19 protein-coding genes are annotated in these 20,883 nt (G+C 30.3%); 11 read left to right on the top strand and 8 right to left on the bottom strand.

Annotated features, from left to right (window positions below; all coding sequences use genetic code 11):
- The 7 genes from H0I29_RS16945 to H0I29_RS16915 all read left to right on the top strand — a co-directional run bounded on the left by H0I29_RS16945 (position 1) and on the right by H0I29_RS16915 (position 5,780).
- Positions 1–489, top strand: coding sequence for a Spy/CpxP family protein refolding chaperone (locus H0I29_RS16945; protein WP_218753566.1), 489 nt, complete (start codon positions 1–3; stop codon positions 487–489).
- A 228-nt stretch (positions 490–717) separates the two neighbouring features.
- Positions 718–1,011 (top strand): EF-hand domain-containing protein, encoded by a 294-nt coding sequence (locus H0I29_RS16940; RefSeq protein ID WP_218730700.1) that lies wholly within the window; start codon positions 718–720, stop codon positions 1,009–1,011.
- Positions 1,012–1,054: 43 nt separating this feature from the next.
- Positions 1,055–2,467 (top strand): CotH kinase family protein, encoded by a 1,413-nt coding sequence (locus tag H0I29_RS16935; protein WP_218753564.1) that lies wholly within the window; start codon positions 1,055–1,057, stop codon positions 2,465–2,467.
- Positions 2,468–2,603: 136 nt separating this feature from the next.
- Positions 2,604–3,683 carry a YHYH protein gene (locus H0I29_RS16930; protein WP_218753563.1) on the top strand — a complete coding sequence of 360 codons (1,080 nt, stop codon included), beginning with the start codon at positions 2,604–2,606 and terminating at the stop codon, positions 3,681–3,683.
- 67 nt (positions 3,684–3,750) lie between these two features.
- Positions 3,751–4,515, top strand: a complete 765-nt coding sequence (locus H0I29_RS16925; protein ID WP_218753561.1) for a YHYH protein — start codon at positions 3,751–3,753, stop codon at positions 4,513–4,515.
- 1 nt (position 4,516) lies between these two features.
- Positions 4,517–5,137, top strand: coding sequence for a toxin-antitoxin system YwqK family antitoxin (locus tag H0I29_RS16920; protein ID WP_218753559.1), 621 nt, complete (start codon positions 4,517–4,519; stop codon positions 5,135–5,137).
- Positions 5,106–5,780, top strand: a complete 675-nt coding sequence (locus tag H0I29_RS16915; RefSeq protein WP_218753557.1) for an SCO family protein — start codon at positions 5,106–5,108, stop codon at positions 5,778–5,780. The genes H0I29_RS16920 and H0I29_RS16915 overlap by 32 nt, the downstream gene beginning before the upstream one ends.
- Before the next feature lie 58 nt (positions 5,781–5,838).
- Here H0I29_RS16915 and murB read toward each other — a convergent pair whose 3' ends face one another.
- From murB to H0I29_RS16895, 4 genes are all read right to left on the bottom strand, one after another.
- On the bottom strand, positions 5,839–6,849 hold the full coding sequence (gene murB / locus H0I29_RS16910; protein ID WP_218753555.1) for a UDP-N-acetylmuramate dehydrogenase: 1,011 nt from the start codon (positions 6,847–6,849) through the stop codon (positions 5,839–5,841).
- Positions 6,850–6,930: 81 nt separating this feature from the next.
- Positions 6,931–7,158, bottom strand: a complete 228-nt coding sequence (locus tag H0I29_RS16905; protein WP_218753554.1) for a PLD nuclease N-terminal domain-containing protein — start codon at positions 7,156–7,158, stop codon at positions 6,931–6,933.
- A gap of 124 nt (positions 7,159–7,282) precedes the next feature.
- Positions 7,283–7,789, bottom strand: a complete 507-nt coding sequence (locus tag H0I29_RS16900; RefSeq protein WP_218753552.1) for a DUF421 domain-containing protein — start codon at positions 7,787–7,789, stop codon at positions 7,283–7,285.
- A 276-nt stretch (positions 7,790–8,065) separates the two neighbouring features.
- A complete protein-coding gene (locus H0I29_RS16895) occupies positions 8,066–9,091 on the bottom strand; it encodes an NAD(P)/FAD-dependent oxidoreductase (RefSeq protein ID WP_368384543.1) in 1,026 nt (341 codons plus the stop codon).
- Positions 9,092–9,143: 52 nt separating this feature from the next.
- On the opposite strand from H0I29_RS16895, the gene H0I29_RS16890 reads away from it, so the two are divergent.
- The gene (locus H0I29_RS16890) at positions 9,144–9,527 is read left to right on the top strand and encodes a Fur family transcriptional regulator (RefSeq protein WP_218753550.1); all 384 of its coding nucleotides are present in this window, start codon (positions 9,144–9,146) and stop codon (positions 9,525–9,527) included.
- Positions 9,528–9,603: 76 nt separating this feature from the next.
- Here H0I29_RS16890 and H0I29_RS16885 read toward each other — a convergent pair whose 3' ends face one another.
- Positions 9,604–10,794: a pyridoxal phosphate-dependent aminotransferase gene (locus H0I29_RS16885; RefSeq protein WP_218730690.1), complete on the bottom strand. Its 1,191-nt coding sequence runs from the start codon at positions 10,792–10,794 to the stop codon at positions 9,604–9,606.
- Positions 10,795–11,096: 302 nt separating this feature from the next.
- On the opposite strand from H0I29_RS16885, the gene H0I29_RS16880 reads away from it, so the two are divergent.
- A complete protein-coding gene (locus H0I29_RS16880) occupies positions 11,097–12,317 on the top strand; it encodes an aspartyl protease family protein (protein ID WP_254712655.1) in 1,221 nt (406 codons plus the stop codon).
- 1 nt (position 12,318) lies between these two features.
- Here H0I29_RS16880 and H0I29_RS16875 read toward each other — a convergent pair whose 3' ends face one another.
- Entirely contained in the window at positions 12,319–12,723 is a 405-nt protein-coding gene (locus tag H0I29_RS16875) for a DUF1573 domain-containing protein (protein WP_218753546.1), read from the bottom strand.
- 123 nt (positions 12,724–12,846) lie between these two features.
- Between H0I29_RS16875 and H0I29_RS16870 the strand changes: the two genes are divergently transcribed.
- On the top strand, positions 12,847–15,483 hold the full coding sequence (locus H0I29_RS16870) for a valine--tRNA ligase (RefSeq protein ID WP_218753544.1): 2,637 nt from the start codon (positions 12,847–12,849) through the stop codon (positions 15,481–15,483).
- Between the two features lie 183 nt (positions 15,484–15,666).
- Positions 15,667–16,533 carry an OmpA family protein gene (locus H0I29_RS16865; protein WP_218730686.1) on the top strand — a complete coding sequence of 289 codons (867 nt, stop codon included), beginning with the start codon at positions 15,667–15,669 and terminating at the stop codon, positions 16,531–16,533.
- A gap of 177 nt (positions 16,534–16,710) precedes the next feature.
- Here the strand turns inward: H0I29_RS16865 and H0I29_RS16860 are convergent, their stop codons facing one another.
- Together H0I29_RS16860 and H0I29_RS16855 are read right to left on the bottom strand one after the other, a co-directional pair.
- The gene (locus H0I29_RS16860; RefSeq protein WP_218753542.1) at positions 16,711–17,709 is read right to left on the bottom strand and encodes an aldo/keto reductase; all 999 of its coding nucleotides are present in this window, start codon (positions 17,707–17,709) and stop codon (positions 16,711–16,713) included.
- Positions 17,710–17,820: 111 nt separating this feature from the next.
- Positions 17,821–20,718 carry an FAD-binding and (Fe-S)-binding domain-containing protein gene (locus H0I29_RS16855; RefSeq protein ID WP_218753540.1) on the bottom strand — a complete coding sequence of 966 codons (2,898 nt, stop codon included), beginning with the start codon at positions 20,716–20,718 and terminating at the stop codon, positions 17,821–17,823.
- Between the last annotated feature and the right edge of the window lie 165 nt (positions 20,719–20,883).

Below are 20,883 nucleotides of genomic sequence, written 5' to 3'. Positions count from 1 at the left end.
ATGAAATCAAAATTACTTCCTATTCTTCTAATCTTGTTACTACTATTAAATGGAGTATTAATTTTTATGTTGGTAAAAAAGCCACATGAAAATCAAAGAATTAATCCGACAAGAAATTTTTTAACCGAACAATTAAGTTTTACAGAAACTCAAAAAGCATCATTTAAAACATTAGATGTAGCGCATAGACAGGTAATGAGAGGTCTAGAAGATCAGCTTAAAGATCAAAAAGATATTTTATTTGATAGCTTTAATAAAAAAGATTTTAAGATTGATTCTTTAACTACAAAAATTGGACTTTTACAAGCAAAAAAGGATGCAGAGGTTTTTTCTTTTTTTAAACAGGTAAGAGAAATTTGTACAGCAGATCAAGTGCAAAAGTTTGATAAAATAATTAAAGAAGCCATAAGAGGTGGAGATAGAATGCCTCCAAATGATGGTAACATGCCTCCTCCGGGAAATGAAAGAATGCCACCGCCACCAAGATAATATATTTATAAATAATTTAGTTATAAAAAAAATCCAAAGCTTAACTGCTTTGGATTTTTTTTTGAGAATGATGAAGTTAATTTTTAAAGTGTTCTTATAATAAAATTAATGCTTTAATTTTTAGGTGTTACTATTTTTTAATTAGATATGTTAAAGTAAAGTTAACGTGCACAAGTTTTTAAAAGCACTCGCATCTAAAGGTATATAAACTTAATAAATAGATTAAAAATGAAAAAATCAACAAATAAATTTTTAGCAGTAATAATAGTTTCTTTAGGAGTATCAGTATCAACTTTTGCACAACAAGGTAATTCTGATGAAAAACCAAAAGGGCCTCCAACATTTAAACAACTTTTAAAAGAATTTGATGCTAATGAAGATGGTAAAATTTCTCAAAAAGAAGTAAAAGGGCCTTTGGTTAAAGATTTTAAAAAAATTGATACAGATGAAGATGGTTTCATTTCAGAAAAAGAACTGAAAGATGCCCCAAAACCAGAAAGAAGAGAAAGAGCTAGAAATTAAGGGTAACAAAATAGAATCAAAAAAATCAATCAAACAATTAATTATGAAAAATTATAAAATTCATTTATTCTCATTAGTGATTACACTTTTTATTTTTTCGTGTACAAGTGATGATGTTTCTGATGTTGTAGTAGATGACATAGATGATAACGAAGAAGTTGCTGTGGTAATAGATGATACAGATTTTGAAGCAATAGATTGGACCGAAGCGACACATAGTAAAGATGTAGATCCAAATATTAGCGAAGTTTTTGAAGATAACACAGTAAAAAGGTTAGACTTTGTAATTACAGAAGAGCGTTGGCAAACCATGTTAGATGATATGGAAAACCTTTACGGCACATTTGGGCAAAGTGGTGCAAGTGGTTTTTCAGACGAAGATCCTATTTTTGTTCCTGGAGAAGTTTTTTATGAAGGTAATGAATGGTACAGAGTTGGTTTGCGTTTTAAAGGAAATTCTAGTTTGCAGTCTAGTTGGCAAGCAGGTATTTTAAAGCTATCGTTTAAATTAGATTTTGATGAGTTTGAAGATGATTATCCTCAAATAAAGAATCAACGTTTTTATGGAATTAAAAAATTGAGTCTTAAAAATAATTATGATGATAGCTCTATGTTAAGAGAAAAGGTAGCCACAGATGTATTTAGAAATGCTGGTTTAGTAGCATCTCATACCGCATTTTACACCTTATATGTAGATCATGGAGATGGACCACAGTATTTTGGGTTGTATACTTTAGTTGAAGAAGTAGATGGAAGTGTTTTAGATACACAATTTTCTGATGATGACGGAAATTTATACAAACCAGATGGAGATGCAGCAAGTTTTGCAAGCGGAACTTTTGATGAAGATGAATATGTGAAAAAGAATAATGAAGATGAGGCAGATTTTTCTGATGTACAAAACCTTTTAACAATTATAAACGATGGTACAAGAACTTCAGATCCTGAAGCTTGGAGAACCACTTTAGATGCTGTTTTTGATACTGAGATCTTTTTAAAATATTTAGCAGTAAATACGGTGGTTCAAAATTGGGATACTTATGGTAGAATGACACATAACTATTTCTTATACAATGATCCGGCTACGAGTAAATTAACATGGATTCCTTGGGATAATAATGAAGCTTTACAAACTGGTAAAATGGGAGGTTCTTTACCTTTAAATTTCTCTGGTTTAAGTTCATCTCAATGGCCTTTAATTGGGTATATGTATCAAGATGAAGTTTATAAAGAAAAGTATGATGCGTATGTAGAAGAGGTTATAAATGGTGCATTTAATGAAACTACAATTCAGGCTTTATATACAAGTTATGCTGCTTTGGTAGAAGAATATGCAACATCAGAAGTTGCAGGATATTCATTTTTAAATAATAGTTCAGATTTTCAATCGGCAGTTAGTCAATTAAAATCACATGCGACCTCTAGAAAAACAGCGGTAGCAGCTTATTTAGATTAAAGAAAATAGTATTTGAGTTTGGTTAATTGTTAAAAGCTTCATAAGAAATTATGAGGCTTTTTTTGTTAAAATAAGTTAAAGAACACAAGTTTATCTATAAAAAGACATCTAAACTTTTATAAAACAATTTAAAAAAATGAAAAAGTATTTCATACCAATATTAGCAAGTATTTTATTAATAGGTTGTAAAAGTCAGGCAACAAAGCATACACATCATGGAGAAACAGAAAGCCATACACATTCTGCTGTAAATTATTTTGATTCCTATAGTTTAATAAGTAAAATCTTTGGAACAAAAACAATTGTTACTGTAACAGGTAATGAACGAAAAATGGTTACAAATGCATTGCCAGACCATAAAACCGGTGCTTTTCCAAGAAAAGGAAATCCGAATACAATTTCTGAACAAAATAAAAATTACACGTTTCCTGTAAATCCAAAGTATACAGGGAAGGCAACTTGGGTTAGAGAACCAGGAGTTGCTTTAAATGGTGTAAAGTTTGAACCCGGAACAGCAGAAGTTGTTGTTTGTGAAACGGGAGAAAATTATAGGGTAGAAGCTTTTCAAGATGTTATAGATTTAGGACTCGATTTTAATCATGCACATGTGCAACCTACCGGCGAGTATCATTATCATGGAACGCCAACGTCTGTAATTGAAGAATTTGATACCGGAAAAGATTTAGTACACGTTGGTTTTGCGCACGATGGTTTTCCTATTTATTACTCTAAAAGTAATGCTTATAAACCGAGTTACAAATTATTAGACGGAACGCGTGAGGGAGAAGATTGTGTTTATGAAAACCCGAAAGAAACTATAAATATTGCTGTAAATGATGATCATGATGGAACCTATGGTTCCGATTTTGAATATGTAGCAAATTCCGGAGATTTAGATGAATGTAACGGAATTACAATTGATGGAAAATATATGTACTTAGTTACAAATGAATTTCCGTATGTAAGCAGATGTTTAATGGGAGAGGTAAAAGAAGATGAGCGTAGAGGACCGCCTAGAGATGGGAATGAAGAAAGAAAAGGAGGAGAACGTAAAAACTTTGAAGAACTATTAGAAATGATGGATACAGATAAGGATGGAAAATTATCTAAAACAGAAACCAAAGGACCTTTAAAGGAAGATTTTTCTAAAGTTGATAAAAATAATGATGGTTTTATAACCAAAGATGAATTGGGAAAAGAACCCAAAAAGAAATAAAAAATAAAAACCGCAAGTTTTTTTTAGAAACCACATCTAAAGATTATATAAACCAATAATTAAAAAAATGAAAAACCAATTAATTAAGACCACATCACTTATTGTTTTACTTTTTTCTGCATTTGTTTCTTGTACGTCTGATAGTGAATCAGATTTAAGTACAGACACTGAAATAGATGATGTTGTTATAACAGAATTGCATGCAGCGTATGCAGAGTTTAATACAGATGCAACCGATATTTATTTATCTAATGGAGGTACAACGGTAACTATAGAAACAACAGGTTTACCAAATCACGAAAGTGTATATTGGGGAGAAGATAGCGATTTATACCTGGAAGAATCTGATGTAGCTACAACTCCGTCTATAATGTCTAGTAATAATAACGCAGTTACCATTACGGTAGATGCTACTCCAAATTTAACGGGAAGTACGGTCAGTACACAATTAAATACGATTGGTGTTGCTGTAAGTGGTGCTTCTATTTTTAATGACCAAGAAGGAAACGGAGCTTTAGATCAAGCAGCAGCAAGTTTAGATTGGACCGGAGCACATATTGGACCTGGAGTATATCATTATCATTTAGAACCAAAAGCATTTACAAACGATGATAAAAATCTAGTAGGTATTTTATTAGACGGTGTATTCTTATATGGTAGAAAATGTAATTCAACAGATACTTACCCAACGGATTTAGATACTTCTGGCGGACATACTTCTGTAACTCAACATTCAAATGGAATAGAAGAATATCATTATCATATAATTAACGAATTGTACTCTACAACAGGTTCTTATATTGCTTTTACAGGCCCTTACCAAGGTTACTAATATGAAATTAACAGCATTCTTTTTTTTCCTTTTTTCAATTTTTATTATTGGTTGTAATTCTTCAACCAATAATAAAAAGAAAAATACTGCTATTAAAATTAGAACTATTGATAGTGCTGTTACGGTTCATAAAGATAGTATAATCTTAAACGGTAACGAAGGGAATTGGTATTATAAAAACAAGCTTTTTAATGGGTTTGCAGTTAAATATCATACCAATGATTCCTTAAAGGAAAAGACAGGTTTTTATAATGGTAAAAAAGAAGGAGTTTATAACGTTTGGTTTAAAAATGGAGTTTTAAAAGTAACATTGCATTACAACCAAAATGTTATGGAGGGCAGTTATAAAGCTTGGTGGCTAAACGGTACTTTGGCTTATGAGGCAACTTACAAAAAAGGGAAGTTGGAAGGTATAGAGCGACAATGGTATGTTGATGGAGTAATGTCTAAAGAAAGAAATTTGTTAAAAGGAAAGGAAAATGGTTTGCAAAGAGCTTGGTTACAAAACGGCAAGATCTATGTAAATTATGAAGCTAAAAATGGCAGAACTTTTGGAATGAAGCGTGCAAATTTATGTTATCAATTAAAAGATGAAAAAATTGAAAAAAATAAAGAATTATAGTTTTTTACTAATAGGGTTATGTCTTTTGTTAAGTTGTAAAAAAACAGATCATAAAGAAATTGCAAGTAAAGTTGATGTATTGCCTTATTATAATGAAGCATCTTTTACACCAAAATGGATCGATGCTAAAAGCGATGCTTTAAATACTTTTCATACCATTCCAGATTTTAGTTTAACAAATCAGGATGGGAAGAATATCACCCAAAAAACATTTGAAAATAAAATATATGTAACAGATTTTTTCTTTACCACTTGTCCTGGTATTTGTCCAAAAATGACAGGTAATATGGCTTTAGTACAAGAAGCTTTTAAGGATGATGATGCCATTTTATTACTTTCTCATTCTGTAACACCAACCATAGATTCTGTAGTACAATTAAAAAAATATGCTATAGATAAAGAAATTGGTAAGAATTGGCATTTAGTTACAGGTGATAAAAAAGAAATTTACGACTTAGGCAGGAATTCTTATTTTGTAGAAGAAGATTTAGGAGCACCAAAAAGTATTGACGATTTTTTACACACAGAAAACTTTGTTCTTATTGATAAAAATAAACACATTAGAGGCATTTACAATGGTTTAAGTAAGAACTCTGTAAAACAATTAATTGTAGATATTAAAACATTAAAGTTAGAAATATAGTATTTGGGGGAATGTTATATTTCTAACTCTAACCTCATCATTAATTTGATGAGGTTTTTTATGCAATAATATTTACCTCAATTTCTAGAGGAATTCCAAATTTATTAAAGATGGTTTCTTTTATTTTTTCAGCAAGCTGATAAATCTCTTTCCCAGTTGCATTACCATAATTTACCAATACCAACGCTTGTTTCTCATGAACACCATAATTTCCAAAACGTTTTCCTTTAAAACCAGCTTGTTCTATTAACCAACCTGCAGGAACTTTCACTTCTGTATCCGATATTTTATAACTTGGTATGGTTGGAAAGTCTTTTTGTAATTCTAAAAACTGAGTTGTAGCAATAACAGGGTTTTTAAAAAAACTACCGCTATTTCCAATTTCTTTCGGATCAGGAAGCTTCGATTTTCGAATAGCAATTACAGCATCAGAAATATCTTTTAAAGTAGGTTTTGTAATGTTTTTAGACGTTAATTCGGTATTAATAGCGCCATATGAAGAGTTTAAATGATGGTTGATTTTTGTCAACTTAAAACTAACCGAAGTAATAATGTACTTTCCTTTTACTTCATTCTTAAATATAGAATTTCTGTAACCAAAATTACAGTCTTCATTAGAAAACTGAACCAATTTACCCGTTTCAATATCTAGTACTTCTACTTTTGTAATAGTGTCTTTTACTTCTACACCATAAGCACCAATATTCTGAATAGGGCAGGTGCCCACATTCCCCGGAATCAAAGACAAGTTTTCTATTCCTCCATAATTTTCAGAAACACACCACAATACAAAATCGTGCCAATTTTCTCCAGCATTTACAGTAATATAAACAGCGTTTTCATCTTCGTTATCAATAGAAATACCTTTAATAGCTAAGTGTACCACTAATTTTTCAATATCTTTTGTCAGCAACATATTGCTTCCACCAGAAATTAAAAAAAGGTCTTTTTCTACTTTTAAAAGTTGTTGTAATTGATATACAGAATCAATAGAAATAAAACGTTTGGCATTTACAGAAATGCCAAACGTATTATAATTTTTTAAAGATGTGTTTTGTTGAATATTCACAATTAATATTTAAGTTGCTTTTAACTGAGTTCTTTGTTAGTGTTTGCTAAAGCTGAGTACTAACGGAGCTCAAAACCTGATTTATGATTTCTCTACCGTTATTTTTTGTCCTCTACCAATTAGAAAATATAAAATAGCACCAAAAAAGTTTGCAAATAAAACAACTAGCAACCAAACAATTTTATTATTCCCTTTAAATTCACTCTTTAAAATGTCTACAAGAGCAATTATTGTTGGTAAAATTCCTAGAAATAAAACGACTAATATTATAATTAGTTGGAAAGCTCCGATAAATAAAAAAGAGTTCATAATTTTTGTTTTAATTTTTAATCAGTATTAAAGCTGAACGGTTGTCCCTAATAACGTTCAGTATCATTTTTTCATTGAACTATTTAATTTTTTGTACGATTGAGAGAAATTTTCTTTGATAGAATTATTTACTGTCTACATCTCTCAAAATTATATCTTCCACTTCATTAATCTCTGAACTATGTAATACAGTAATATCCCCAGTACTTTCAAAGACTACAGCTTGAACCTCTGATAATTTATGTACGTTAGCTTCTCTTAATTTTGCCATCAAGTCACTCACTCCAACGTTACATCTTTTCAGATTATCATACAGTATTTTGCCATCTTTCATTAGGAATTGTGGTTTGTTGGTAAATAGCTTTTTAAACAAATCATTTTTTCTGACTAAAAAAGAGAATAGTGTTTGAAATCCTATTACACAAAAAAGGGCTAAAATACCTTTTAAGATTACTTGGTCTTTATTTAGTACAATTGAGGCTAATATTGAACCTACCGCAATAGTTGATGCAAAATCAAAACTTGACATTTTTGCAAATGTTCTTAACCCAAATATTCTGGTTATAACCATAATTGCTGAAAAAATTCCGAGGACTGAAATAACTACTAAAATGGCAGTTTCTTGATTCATAACTTTTGTATTAGGTTTAAGTAAGGTTTCGTATTTATAAACTTTTTACAGTTGGTTTTAGCCTTGCACATAACGGTTAATATAAGAAACGTAGGGTTTCGGTTGGTAGTTCGTTTTTAGGTTTCTACTAGCCAAATATAAACATTTTGATTTTATCTTTTTATGTCTAAAAGCCAAATTTTATATTTGGCGGTGTTTCGTTGTTTTCTTCACTCAATAGAACTAGAAAGCCACCTTATGTTTTTTATATGGTGTTATGTGTAGCGTTTGATTTATTTAAAATTCTTCCTCCGTTAATCCGTTATTAAGAATTGAACCTGCTATATTACCTGTTGCAATTGCTAATGATACAGCACGTAATGGACTGCTATTATCTCCACAAGCAAATATGTTTTCTACTGTTGTTTGTTGAAACATATCGACTTTTAAAAGACCTTGTTCAGTCAATTCACATCCAAGTTTTTCAGGTATTAGACAATGCTGTTTAAAGTCTGGTCTTGCATAAATAGCCTTAAGTTGAAAAACGGAACTATCCGTAAAAATGATTTCTTTTAGACTACCATTTTTGTGATTTAAAGAGACAATTTCTTTTTCTACAATAGGAATGTTATGTTTCTTTATTTTATTGGTTTGCTCTTCCGTTAATGTAGATTTTCCATTGGTAAATATGGTCAGTTTTTTTGTCCAATTGCTAATTAGTTGGGCATAATGAAAAGCAATATTACCATTGGCTAAAATACCTGTTTTTTCATTTTTAACTTCATAACCGTGACAATAAGGGCAATGAATAACAGATATACCCCAACACTCTGAAAAACCTTTTATATTAGGCATTATGTCCTTTACACCTGTAGCAAAAATAACTTTTTTAGTTAAAAAAGTGTCGTTGTTTTGAGTGGTTATTTCAAATCCATTTGATGTTTTTTTTGCATTTATAGCAAGTCCTTTATAAAATTTAATTGTTTTATATTCTTGAACTTGTTCTTTTGCAAGACTTGAAATTTCTTTAGGTGTTTTTCCGTCCTGAGTGATAAAATTATGTGAATGAGGAGTCTGAATGTTACAAGGTTGTCCAGCATCTATAAGTAAAACATTTCTTAATGCTCTACCCAAAGTCATTCCTGCTGAAAGTCCCGAATAGCTTCCTCCAATTATAATTACTTCAAATTTGTTTTTGTCTATCATTGGTTTAAATTTTGAAAATGATACTATTGGAAAAGGCAAGGCTAAAGCTGTTATAGCATAACTACTTCTTTTTATAAACTTTCTTCTTGTTAGATTTTCCTTTTGTTTTTTTGACAAAGATAGATAATTTATTTATTATTGCAACTTAGTTGCATTAATAAAGATTCAAATGGAAAGAAGAAATACACAAACTAAAGAAGCAGTTTTAGATATTTTGACGAAAACGGGAAAAGCAATGAGTCGAGATGCAATTCAGAATAAGGTTAATTCAGATATTAATCGAGCTACTATTTATAGAATTTTAAATCGTTTTTATGAAGATGGTATAGTTCATAGAGTAGTCGCAGATGATGGAAAACAGTATTTTGCAGTTTGTGTAAATTGTGATGATGAAGTATTAAAAGGTCATCATTTTCATTTTCGTTGTACTAATTGTCAAACTATTGAGTGTATGCCTATTCCTGTCAATTTTTCAATTCCAAAAGGCTATCAAGTTAAAGGTGTAAATTGTGTTTTATCAGGTTTATGTATGGATTGTGCGAGTTACACATAACTAGATTATATAGTAACTTTTAGTACTATTATCCCGTAAATACGTTAGGATAATAGTACTTAATAAACAGTTATAACTAATCCTTATAAACTTTTAAAGCTTCTCCTAAAATCTCTACAGATCTAATTAAATCTTCTTTGTTTAAAACGTATGCCATTCTAATTTGGTTTTTTCCTTCACCTTCAGTAGAATAAAAACCACTTGCAGGAGCAACCATAACGGTTTCGTTGTTTAAATTAAAGTCTTCTAATAACCATTTTGCAAAATGATCTGAATCTTTAACAGGCAATTGCGCAACACAGTAAAAAGCACCTTTTGGATTGGCTACTTTTACACCTTCAATTTTGTTTAATTCTGCAATTAAAGTGTTTCTTCTGTCTACGTATTCTTCTTTTACATCATCAAAATATTGTTGTGGAGTGTCTAAAGCAGCTTCACTAGCAATTAAAGCATATGTTGGTGGACTTAAACGTGCTTGTGCAAATTTAATAGCCGTTTTTATAAAATCTTCATTTTTAGAAACAATACAACCAATTCTTGCACCACACATACTGTATCGCTTAGAAACAGAATCTATAACTATAGAGTTTTGCTCTAAACCATCTAAAGCCATTACAGAGGTATGTTGTAAACCATCGTAGGTAAACTCTCTATACACTTCATCAGCAATTAAAAATAAATCGTGTTTTAAAACAATCTCTTTTAATTTCTGAATCTCTTCTTTAGAATATAAGTATCCAGTAGGATTCCCTGGGTTACAAATTAATATTGCTTTGGTGTTCTTTGTAATTAACTTCTCGAAATCTTCAATTTTAGGCAATGCAAAATTGTCTTCAATTTTAGAAATAACAGGTACTACGGTAACTCCAGATGCGGTAGAAAATCCGTTGTAATTTGCATAAAAAGGTTCTGGAATAATAATTTCATCTCCCGGATCTGTAATACTACCAATCGTAAAAAGCAATGCTTCAGAACCACCTGTGGTAATAACAATATTGTTTGCAGTTACGTTAACTTGATGTTTTTTATAATAACTAACTAATTTGTTTCTATATTCTTCAGAACCTTCAGAACGAGCATAAGACAATGTTGTAATTGTATTGTTTTTTACTGCGTCTAAGGCAACTTGTGGTGTTTTTATATCTGGTTGACCTATATTTAAATGGAATACTTTAACACCTCTTTTTTTAGCGTCTTCAGCATACGGTACCAATTTTCTAATTGGTGATTCTGGCATTTTTAATCCTTTCTTAGATATTGCAGGCATAATTATGTTTTAAATATTTGTAATTGCGAATTTCCGAAATATATTTTATTTAAAAGAGTATATTAAAGAAACTTTGCAGGTGGTTTATTGTCAAATAGGTATGTGATATATTTTAGTTGAACTTTAAGAAATTCTTTAATTGTTTTGTTTTGTTGTATATTGTATAGGTTCTAAAAACAATTAGTTTGATAAAATCACATGCTCTTATCATAATATCATTTTTATTTTCACTCATCGTAAATTCTCAAACAGGGTTTACTTTTAATGAAAAAAATAAGCATAGTCAACAAATAAGTTTTAGATTGATTAATAATTTAATTGTAATTCCTTTAGAAATTAACGGAAAACAATTATCCTTTATCCTAGACACGGGAGTTAATAAAACGATTCTATTTAATTTATCAGAAAAAGATAGTATAGAATTGTTAAATACTACACGATTGAGGTTGCGTGGTTTAGGTAGCGGTGGTGGGGTAGATGCAATTATTTCTAAAGAGAATATTTTTAAAGTAAAGAACTTAATAAGTAAGAATGAAACAGTTTATGTTATTTTAAAAGATTACTTCGATTTATCGAGCAAAATGGGCACAACGATACACGGAATTATTGGTTATAATTTATTAAAAAATGTAATTGTAAAGATTAACTACAAAACAAAAAAAATAAATTTTTACAATCCTAAAACATACAGCTATAAAAAATGTAGAAAGTGCGAAACTTTTCCGTTTCAGTTTTATAGGAAAAAACCATTTATAGATGCTTCGGTGCTTTTAGATACTGTTGGTAGTGCGTTTATTAATGTAAAATTATTAGTAGATTTAGGAGGAAGTGATGCTATGTGGCTTTTCGAAAATTCTAAAAAATCAATTAGAACACCTAAACGTTTTTTTAATGATATTTTAGGAGAAGGTTTAAGCGGACCTATTTTTGGAAATAGAAGTAGAGTTTCTAAATTTAAAATGGGGAGTTTTGTTATTGAAGGCCCTACTGTTTCTTTTTTAGATTCCCTTTCTACACATAATGCAAGAAAATTTAAAGAAAGAAATGGTAGTGTTGGTGGCGGTATTTTAAGCAGATTTAAAGTTTGGATTGATTATCCTAATAAAAAAATCACCCTAAAAAAGAATGGTTCTCTTAGTGCAGGGTTTAATTATAATATGAGTGGTTTAGATGTGGTATATAATGGTAAGAAATTGGTAAAAGAAGAGATTGTTGATAAGTACAAAAATGCCTATAATAACCAAATGCCAAATAAAAACTCGATTAGTTTTGTTACTAGGTATTCTTTTAATTTTAAACCATCGTTTATTATCCGTCGTGTTGTTAAAAACTCAGCAGCGGAAAAAGCAGGTTTGTTAAAAGATGATGTTATTCTAAGAATCAACGGAAAACATGCCCATGAATTAAAGATAGAAGATATTATCTATAAATTTCAAGAAAGGGATAAAAAGAAAATTCGAATTACAGTTGAACGCAATGGCGTACAAATGAAATTCGAATTTCGTTTGATAAAAAAAATATAGATTAAATATCTGTTAAGATACTTTTCTCTTTTTCTAAAGAAAGTTCTTTAGTTACTACTCCTTTAATTCTAATTACTTTATTTCCTTCTTTTGCATTTGAAAAAACAGTTATAGATTTAGAAAAACCACCAACTCTGTTCGTATCATAAGATACTTTAATTTCTCCTTTTTCTCCTGGCATTATTGGTGCTTCTGGTTTTTTAGGAATTGTACAACCACAAGAAGATTGAATTCTACTAATAATTATTGGTTCATCACCAACATTAGAAAAAACAAAGACTCTTTCTTTATCAGATCCTTTTTCAATTTTTCCATAGTTAATGGTCTCTTTTTCAAATTTAAACTCTTGTGCGTTTATTGAAAAAGAAATAAAGAATACTACTAATAATGTTCCGAAGGTTTTCATAATAAATATTTTATATTGTAAAATTAAGACTAATAATTTGTTTTAAAAAATCAACTACTAATTTTCTCTACAAAATAGATAATTGTACTTTTGCTAACTATATTACAAAAACAATACCAAAGTATGACAATTCCATCTAAATATGATGCAAGCCAAGTAGAAGATAAATGGTACGACTACTGGATGAAAAACAACTATTTTCATTCTACACCAGATGAAAGAGAGCCTTATACAATTGTAATTCCGCCGCCAAACGTTACAGGTGTCTTACACATGGGGCACATGTTAAATAATACCATACAAGATGTATTAATAAGACGTGCACGTTTATTAGGTAAAAATGCATGTTGGGTTCCCGGTACAGATCATGCATCTATTGCTACAGAAGCAAAAGTGGTTGCTAAATTAAAAGAGCAAGGAATTAAAAAAAGCGATTTAACTCGTGAAGAATTTTTACAACACGCTTTTGATTGGAAAGATGAATACGGAGGTATTATTTTAGAACAATTAAAAAAATTAGGTGCTTCTTGCGATTGGGAAAGAACTGCATTTACAATGGACCCGGAAATGTCTGAATCTGTAATTAAGGTTTTTGTTGATTTATACAACAAAGGTTTAATTTATAGAGGATACAGAATGGTAAACTGGGATCCAGAAGCTAAAACGACGCTTTCTGATGAAGAAGTAATTCACGAAGAAAGACAAGGAAACTTGTACTATTTAGAATATAAAATTGAAGGATCTGATGATACTTTGACAATTGCAACTACAAGACCAGAAACTATTTTTGGAGATACTGCAATTTGTATCAACCCAAATGATGAACGTTTTACACATTTAAAAGGGAAGAAAGCAATTGTTCCTTTATGTGGTAGAGTGATTCCTATTATTGAGGATGAATATGTAGATTTAGAATTTGGTACTGGTTGTTTAAAAGTAACGCCTGCACACGATGAGAATGATAAGAATTTAGGAGACAAGCACAAATTAGAAGTTATTGATATTTTTAATGATGATGCTTCTTTAAACTCTTTCGGATTACATTATCAAGGAAAAGATCGTTTTGTTGTAAGAAAAGAAATTGCAATAGAATTAGAAGAAAAAGGCATTTTAGTAAAAACAGAAGTTCATACAAATAAAGTAGGAACATCAGAAAGAACAAAAGCTGTTATAGAACCAAGATTGTCAGATCAATGGTTTTTAAAGATGAAAGATCTTGCACAACCTGCAATTGATGCAGTTTTAGGTGAAGATGCAGAAATCAATTTATATCCAAAGAAATTTGAAAACACATACCGTCATTGGATGGAAAATGTGCGTGATTGGAATATTTCTCGTCAGCTTTGGTGGGGACAACAAATTCCTGCATTTTTCTACGGAGACGGAAAAGAAGATTTTGTTGTAGCTGAAAATATTGATGATGCTTTAGTTTTAGCAAAAGAAAGAACTAAAAACACTTCGCTGTCGGCGTCCGACCTTCGTCAGGATGAAGATGCACTAGATACTTGGTTTTCTTCTTGGTTGTGGCCAATGTCTGTGTTTGACGGAATTAGAAATCCAGAAAACGAAGAAATTAAATATTATTACCCAACAAACGATTTAGTTACCGGACCAGATATTTTATTTTTCTGGGTAGCAAGAATGATTGTTGCAGGATATGAATATAAAGACGAAAAACCTTTTAATAATGTTTATTTAACAGGTTTAGTTAGAGATAAACAAAGACGTAAAATGTCTAAATCTTTAGGGAATTCGCCAGATGCTTTAAAATTAATTTCTGATTATGGAGCAGACGGAGTAAGAGTAGGGCTTTTATTAAGTTCTGCAGCCGGAAACGATTTAATGTTTGATGAAGATCTTTGTCAGCAAGGAAAAGGGTTTGCAAATAAAATTTGGAATGCTTTCCGTTTGATAAAAGGTTGGGAAGTTGATGCTACTTTACCACAACCAGAAACATCTAAAATTGGTTTAGAATGGTACGAAGCTAAGTTTCAAAAAACGTTGGCAGAAATAGAAGATCATTTTTCTAAATACCGTTTGTCTGATGCTTTAATGGCAATCTACAAGTTAATTAACGATGATTTTTCTTCATGGTTATTAGAAATTGTAAAACCTGCTTATCAGCAACCAATAGATAAAACTACATTTGATGCTATTATAGAAGTTTTAGAAAATAACTTAAAAGTACTGCATCCATTTATGCCATTTTTATCAGAAGATATTTGGCAATATATTGCAGATAGAACACCAGAAGAAGCATTGATTATAGCAAAATATCCTGTAATTAAAGATTTTGATGCAAAAATTATAGAAGATTTTGAATTTGCTACAGGAGTTGTATCAGGAATTAGAACCATCAGAAAAGATAAGAATATTTCTTTTAAAGATGCTGTAGAATTATTTGTTATCGATAATGATAAAAGCACAAAACAATTTGATGCTGTTATTCAGAAATTAACAAATACAGAAACAATAAACTATGTTTCAGAAAAAGTAGAAGGAGCATCATTTAGAGTAAAATCTAATGAATACTTTGTACCAATTTCTATAGAAAACATAGATGTTGAAGCAGAGATTAAGAAATTAGAAGGAGAGCTTAAAAGAGCAGAAGGTTTCTTATTTGGTATTACAAAGAAGTTGTCTAACGAGCGTTTTGTGTCTAATGCACCAGAAAAAGTGTTGGCTTTAGAACGTAAAAAAGAAGCAGATACAGTAGCAAAAATTGAAACTATTAAAAGTAGTTTGAGTTCGCTACAATAAAATTTTATTTTTTTTAAATATTATAAGCCCATGAAAATTAAGTTTTTATGGGCTTTTTTTGTTTTTATAAAAAAAAATGAATTTTTAAGGTAGGGTATTTATAAACTGAGTTGTTTAACTAATAGAAGTAACATTAAATAACTAAATAACCGCTATAGGTTATATCATTTAAACTAATTAATTATGAAAAAATTTATTATACCTGTTGTAGCAATATCGTTAATGGCAACATCTTGTGTTTCTAAAAAAAAGTATGTAACGCTAGAAAATCAGTATATTAATACAAAAGGGACGCTTCAAAAAACTACTTTAGAAAAAGAAGCACTAGAGGGGAAATTTGCTAAAATTGAAAGTAGGGTAGCAGACTATAATGAAAAAATTAATTCACTAAAAAGTGATAATTCAAGCTTACAAGATGCCAATGACGTAAAATTAGATATGGTTGGTAAAACAGCTGTAATTTCTAATAATACAAGAGAAAGAATGAGAGAAACTTTATCTAAAGTAGATCCGGCAGAGTTAGCAAAAGCTAAAACTTTAAAAGATTCTTTAAACCTTGCCATCTCTTATAATTTAAAAAATAAGTTTGATAATTCTGATTTAACAGATTCTGATGATTTAAATATAGACATTGATCAAACGGTAGTAATGATTTCTGTTTCTGATAAATTATTATTTAACAACGCAAGTTATAGAGTTAAAAATGGTGCTTATGGTTTAATTGAAAAATTAGCGGCAGTTATAAAATCTGAACCAAGTATGGATGTTATGATTGAAGGACATACAGATTCTAGAACCATTAACAATGCAGTTGTACAAGATAACTGGGATTTAAGCGTAAAGAGAGCTACTTCTATTGTACGTCTTTTAGAAAGTAAATATAATATTGATGGAAGTAGATTAATTGCTGCAGGTAGAGGTTCTACAATGCCTTTAGTAGAAAATACTACTAATGATAATAGAGCAAAAAATAGAAGAACAAGAATTGTAATTCTACCTAATTTAGATAAATTCTTTGCTTTACTTTCAGATGATCAATTAAAAGAATAATAAAAATTATATGAAAAAGGAAGAGTTTAGGAAAAGGAAGAGTATAGTATTAGTAGTGAAAAGCTCCTTGTTAAAGGAGCTTTTTTTATATAATAAATAATCCACTTTTGTTCGTAGATAATAAAAAAAAAGAGTCCTTTAGGTTTATAAAACATGAAGGAGCTTTTATAATTTATTTTAAGCTAAAATGGAATTAATTCTAGTCAATTCTTCTTCAGAAAAAGTAGTGTTTTCAGTAGCTTTTATACTGTCTAATATTTGCTCAGTTTTACTTGCTCCAATTAGAACAGACGTAATTCTCTCATCTTTTAAAATCCAAGAAATTGCCATTTGTGCTAAATTCTGATTTCTGCTTTTAGCAACTTCATTTAAATCTTTAATTTTTGGAAGCATTTCTAGTACTTTATCCGTTTTTAAATAACGACCATCTTTTACTGCTCTAGAATCTTTAGGCAATCCGTTAATATATTTATCAGTTAGCATTCCTTGTGCTAAAGGAGAGAAGCAAATTGCTCCAACACCAGAATTTCCTAATAAATCTAATAATCCATCTTCTATCCAACGATCAAATAAACTATATCTTGGTTGGTGAATTAAACACGGAGTACCTAAGTCTTTTAATATTTTAAATGCTTTTTCTGCTTCTTTTGGTTGATAATTAGAAATACCAACATACAATGCCTTTCCCTGTCTTACCATTAAATCTAAAGCACCCATAGTTTCTTCTAAAGGCGTGTCTGGATCTGGTCTGTGATGATAAAAAATATCTACATAATCTAAATTCATTCTTTTTAAACTTTGGTCTAAACTAGAAACTAGGTATTTCTTAGAACCAAAATTTCCATAAGGGCCTTCCCACATATCATAACCAGCCTTCGATGAAATAATCAATTCATCTCTGTGTTTTTTGAAATCTTTTTTTAATATTTTTCCAAAAGTAGATTCCGCAGAACCATAAGGAGGTCCGTAGTTGTTTGCTAAATCGAAATGTGTAATTCCGTTATCGAAGGCACATTTTAATAAATCTCGAGCATTATCAAAATCATCATTTTCACCGAAGTTATGCCATAAACCTAAAGAAAGTTCAGGTAAAAGCAAACCGCTATTTCCTGTTCTTCTATAATTCATTTTCTCATAACGATTTTCATCAGCTATGTATTTTTGTTTTTTACTCATAACTTTTATAAAGATTTTTTTAAACCAAAAAGTTGCTAAAAAAAATAAGAACTTTTTTAGTGGTTAGAAGCGTGACTGGAAACTGAAACTAAAAACGGCTTACTTAATTAATTAAACCAACGCTTCTCTTAACAACGTAACCGGATGTTTTGCAATACGTTTAGTTCCATCAAAAATTTGATGTCTACAACTTGTTCCTGCAGCAGCAATTTCAGTATCAGAACTACAATTTCTAATTTTAGGAAACAAAGTGTCTTCACCAACTTGCATAGATACCTTATAGTGCTCTTTTTCATAACCAAAAGAACCTGCCATTCCACAACAACCAGAACTAATAATTGTTACTTTATAATTTTCTGGAATATTTAAAATTTGAAAACTAGCCTGTGTGCTAGACAATGCTTTTTGATGACAATGCCCGTGTATTTTTAAAGTCTTAGACTCCTTTGTAAATAAAGAAGTATCAATACTTCCTTTTTCTAACTCTTTAGCCAAGAACTCTTCTAATGTAAAACTATTTTTCGCTATTTTTTCTGCAGATGCTTTATCATCAGCTAAACGAATATATTCATCTCTAAAACCTAAAATTGCAGAAGGTTCTATTCCTACTAAAGGAGTTTCGTTTGTAATAAGATCTTTAAAAATAGTAACATTATTATTGCAAATGGCTTTTGCTTCTTTTAAAAATCCTTTAGAAATATGACTTCTTCCACTTTCATCATGTTTTACGGTTTTTACTTCGTAGCCTAATTTTTCTAATACAATAACAGCATCTTGTCCAATTTCTGAGTCGTAAAAATTAGTAAATTCATCATTAAATAAATAAAGGGACTTTTTAGATGTTTTTGGGTGATGTTTCTTTAACCAGCTTTCTAAAGTCTGATTCGCTAATTTAGGTACAGAACGTTCTACAGCAACTCCTAAAACTTTTTTAGCAAGTGTAGAGTTTGTGAAAAAGTTGGTGATTGAAGGAAATGCACTTCCTAGTTTATTGTATTTTGCATTATTAGCAAACATTTTATTTCTAAAAGAATATCCGTTAGCTTCTTGATATTGATATAAAAACTCGGCTTTCATTGTTGCAATATCCACATTACTTGGGCATTCTGATGCACAGGCTTTACAGCTTAAACAAAGATCGAAAACTTGTTTTAATTCTTTATGATTAAATTTATTTGCTTGGTCTGAGTTTGTTAAAAATTCACGTAGCGTATTTGCTCTTGCTCTTGTAGTGTCTTTTTCATCTTTAGTAGCTCTATAACTAGGGCACATGGTTCCGCCAGCTTCTACAGGTTTTCTACAATCTCCAGTACCATTACATTTTTCTGCGAGTTTTAGAATTCCTTCGTTATCAGAAAAGTCTTGAATGGTTTTAATCTCTGGTTCAATTCTATCAACTTCATATCTAAGACTTTCATCCATAGCAAAAGCATCCGTTATTTTTCCTTGGTTAAAAACATTATTCGGGTCAAATGCTTTTTTAATTCTTCTTAATAATTGGTAATTTTTATCACCAATCATTAACGGAATAAATTCTGCACGCACAATTCCATCTCCATGTTCACCAGAAAAAGAACCTTTATATTTTTTAACCAACTCAGCCGTTTCGGTTGTGATTTTTCTAAATAAAACAACATCTTCCTTTTTCTTTAAATTTAGAATCGGACGTAAATGCAATTCACCAGCTCCAGCATGGGCATAATAGACCGCATTTTGTTGGTATTTAGCCATAATTTGAGTGAATTCCTCAATATAATTTGGCAAATCTTCTAAAGCAACTGCAGTGTCTTCTATACAAGCTACCGCTTTATTATCGCCAATAATATTACCCAAAGCACCTAAACCTGCTTTACGTAAATAATGCACTTTAGCAATATCTGCTCCGTATACTTTTGGGTGGTGATAACCGAAATTATTTTTCTCTAAATCAGCAATTAATTTATCTGCTAAAATTTCTGTTTCTTCAATGGAATTAGAAGATACTTCTAGCATTAAAATAGCTCCGGGATCTCCTTGTAAAAAGAAACGACTTTTAGCTAATTCTCTATTGTTTTTGGTGCAATCTAATATGGTTTTATCCATTAATTCACAATTATATAAATTGTGATTCATGGCAACTACTGTAGCTTTTAAACTTTCGTTTATGGTTTTAAAATGCGTACAAACCATAATACTTTGAGTAGGAGGAAGCAGATCTAATTGCAAGGTGATTGCCGTAGAAAAAGCCAAGGTTCCTTCACTTCCAGATAGCAATTTTGCAACATTTATAGTTGGAGAAGTTCCTCCAAATAAATCTGATCTTAACAACACGTCAACCGCATATCCCGTACATCTTCTATGAATACTTTCTTTAGGGAATTCATTATTTATTTCTAGTTGATTTTCAGTTAAAGAAAGTTCGTCAAAAAGAGTTTTATAAATCTGACCTTCTTGGGTTTTTTCTTTTGTTTTTTTGATGAAATCTGCAGAGCTAATTTCTTTAAATACAGCAGTGCTTCCATCACTTAAAATCGCATCGATTTCTAATACTTTATCTATTGTAACTCCGTATTTTATAGAGGTACTTCCAGAAGAGTTGTTACCAACCATTCCACCTATCATACATCTGTTAGAAGTAGATGTATTTGGTCCAAAAAACAAACCAAAAGGTTTTAAATATACGTTTAAAGAATCTCTAACAATACCTGGTTGTAGTGTAATTGTCTTTGCTTTTTCATCAAAAGAAATAATATTGGTAAAATGCTTAGAAACATCTACTACAAGGCCATCACCAACACATTGTCCCGCTAAAGAAGTTCCTGCAGTTCTTGGGATTAAAGTAATATTGTTTTTAGTTGCAAAGGCAATTAAGGTTTTTAAGTCTTTTTCATCCTTTGGAAAAGCAACCGCTAATGGAATTTTCCTGTAAACAGAAGCATCAGTTGCGTATAAAGTTTTATGTAAATTATCAAAAAGAACATCACCAGAAAGTGAGTTATGAAGTTGTTCTAAAACAGTATTTTGAATCATTTTGTTTTGTAAATAAGAATTCGGTACACAAATATCTGAATAAAAAACTCATTATTTCTATATCAAAAAACTTCTTTGTTTATTTTTATGGATTCTATAAAAAAGCACTAATAATACTGATAATTTATATGGCGAAAAATGTGATATTTATTAATCTACGCTATT

Origin of the sequence: Polaribacter sp. R2A056_3_33, from assembly GCF_019278485.1 — a bacterium.
Lineage (GTDB): Bacteria > Bacteroidota > Bacteroidia > Flavobacteriales > Flavobacteriaceae > Polaribacter.
Note: the sequence above shows the minus strand (reverse complement) of the source record. Positions and strands in the feature narration are given on the sequence as shown.

Coding starts and splice junctions, on each gene's coding strand:
- H0I29_RS16870 (WP_218753544.1), top strand. CDS start 12,847: ATGACAATTCCATCTAAATATGATGCAAGCCAAGTAGAAGATAAATGG.
- H0I29_RS16945 (WP_218753566.1), top strand. CDS start 1: ATGAAATCAAAATTACTTCCTATTCTTCTAATCTTGTTACTACTATTA.
- H0I29_RS16920 (WP_218753559.1), top strand. CDS start 4,517: ATGAAATTAACAGCATTCTTTTTTTTCCTTTTTTCAATTTTTATTATT.
- H0I29_RS16875 (WP_218753546.1), bottom strand. CDS start 12,723: ATGAAAACCTTCGGAACATTATTAGTAGTATTCTTTATTTCTTTTTCA.
- H0I29_RS16860 (WP_218753542.1), bottom strand. CDS start 17,709: ATGAGTAAAAAACAAAAATACATAGCTGATGAAAATCGTTATGAGAAA.
- H0I29_RS16915 (WP_218753557.1), top strand. CDS start 5,106: ATGAAAAAATTGAAAAAAATAAAGAATTATAGTTTTTTACTAATAGGG.
- H0I29_RS16930 (WP_218753563.1), top strand. CDS start 2,604: ATGAAAAAGTATTTCATACCAATATTAGCAAGTATTTTATTAATAGGT.
- H0I29_RS16940 (WP_218730700.1), top strand. CDS start 718: ATGAAAAAATCAACAAATAAATTTTTAGCAGTAATAATAGTTTCTTTA.
- H0I29_RS16885 (WP_218730690.1), bottom strand. CDS start 10,794: ATGCCTGCAATATCTAAGAAAGGATTAAAAATGCCAGAATCACCAATT.
- H0I29_RS16905 (WP_218753554.1), bottom strand. CDS start 7,158: ATGAACTCTTTTTTATTTATCGGAGCTTTCCAACTAATTATAATATTA.
- H0I29_RS16890 (WP_218753550.1), top strand. CDS start 9,144: ATGGAAAGAAGAAATACACAAACTAAAGAAGCAGTTTTAGATATTTTG.
- H0I29_RS16865 (WP_218730686.1), top strand. CDS start 15,667: ATGAAAAAATTTATTATACCTGTTGTAGCAATATCGTTAATGGCAACA.
- H0I29_RS16935 (WP_218753564.1), top strand. CDS start 1,055: ATGAAAAATTATAAAATTCATTTATTCTCATTAGTGATTACACTTTTT.
- H0I29_RS16900 (WP_218753552.1), bottom strand. CDS start 7,789: ATGAATCAAGAAACTGCCATTTTAGTAGTTATTTCAGTCCTCGGAATT.
- H0I29_RS16925 (WP_218753561.1), top strand. CDS start 3,751: ATGAAAAACCAATTAATTAAGACCACATCACTTATTGTTTTACTTTTT.
- H0I29_RS16855 (WP_218753540.1), bottom strand. CDS start 20,718: ATGATTCAAAATACTGTTTTAGAACAACTTCATAACTCACTTTCTGGT.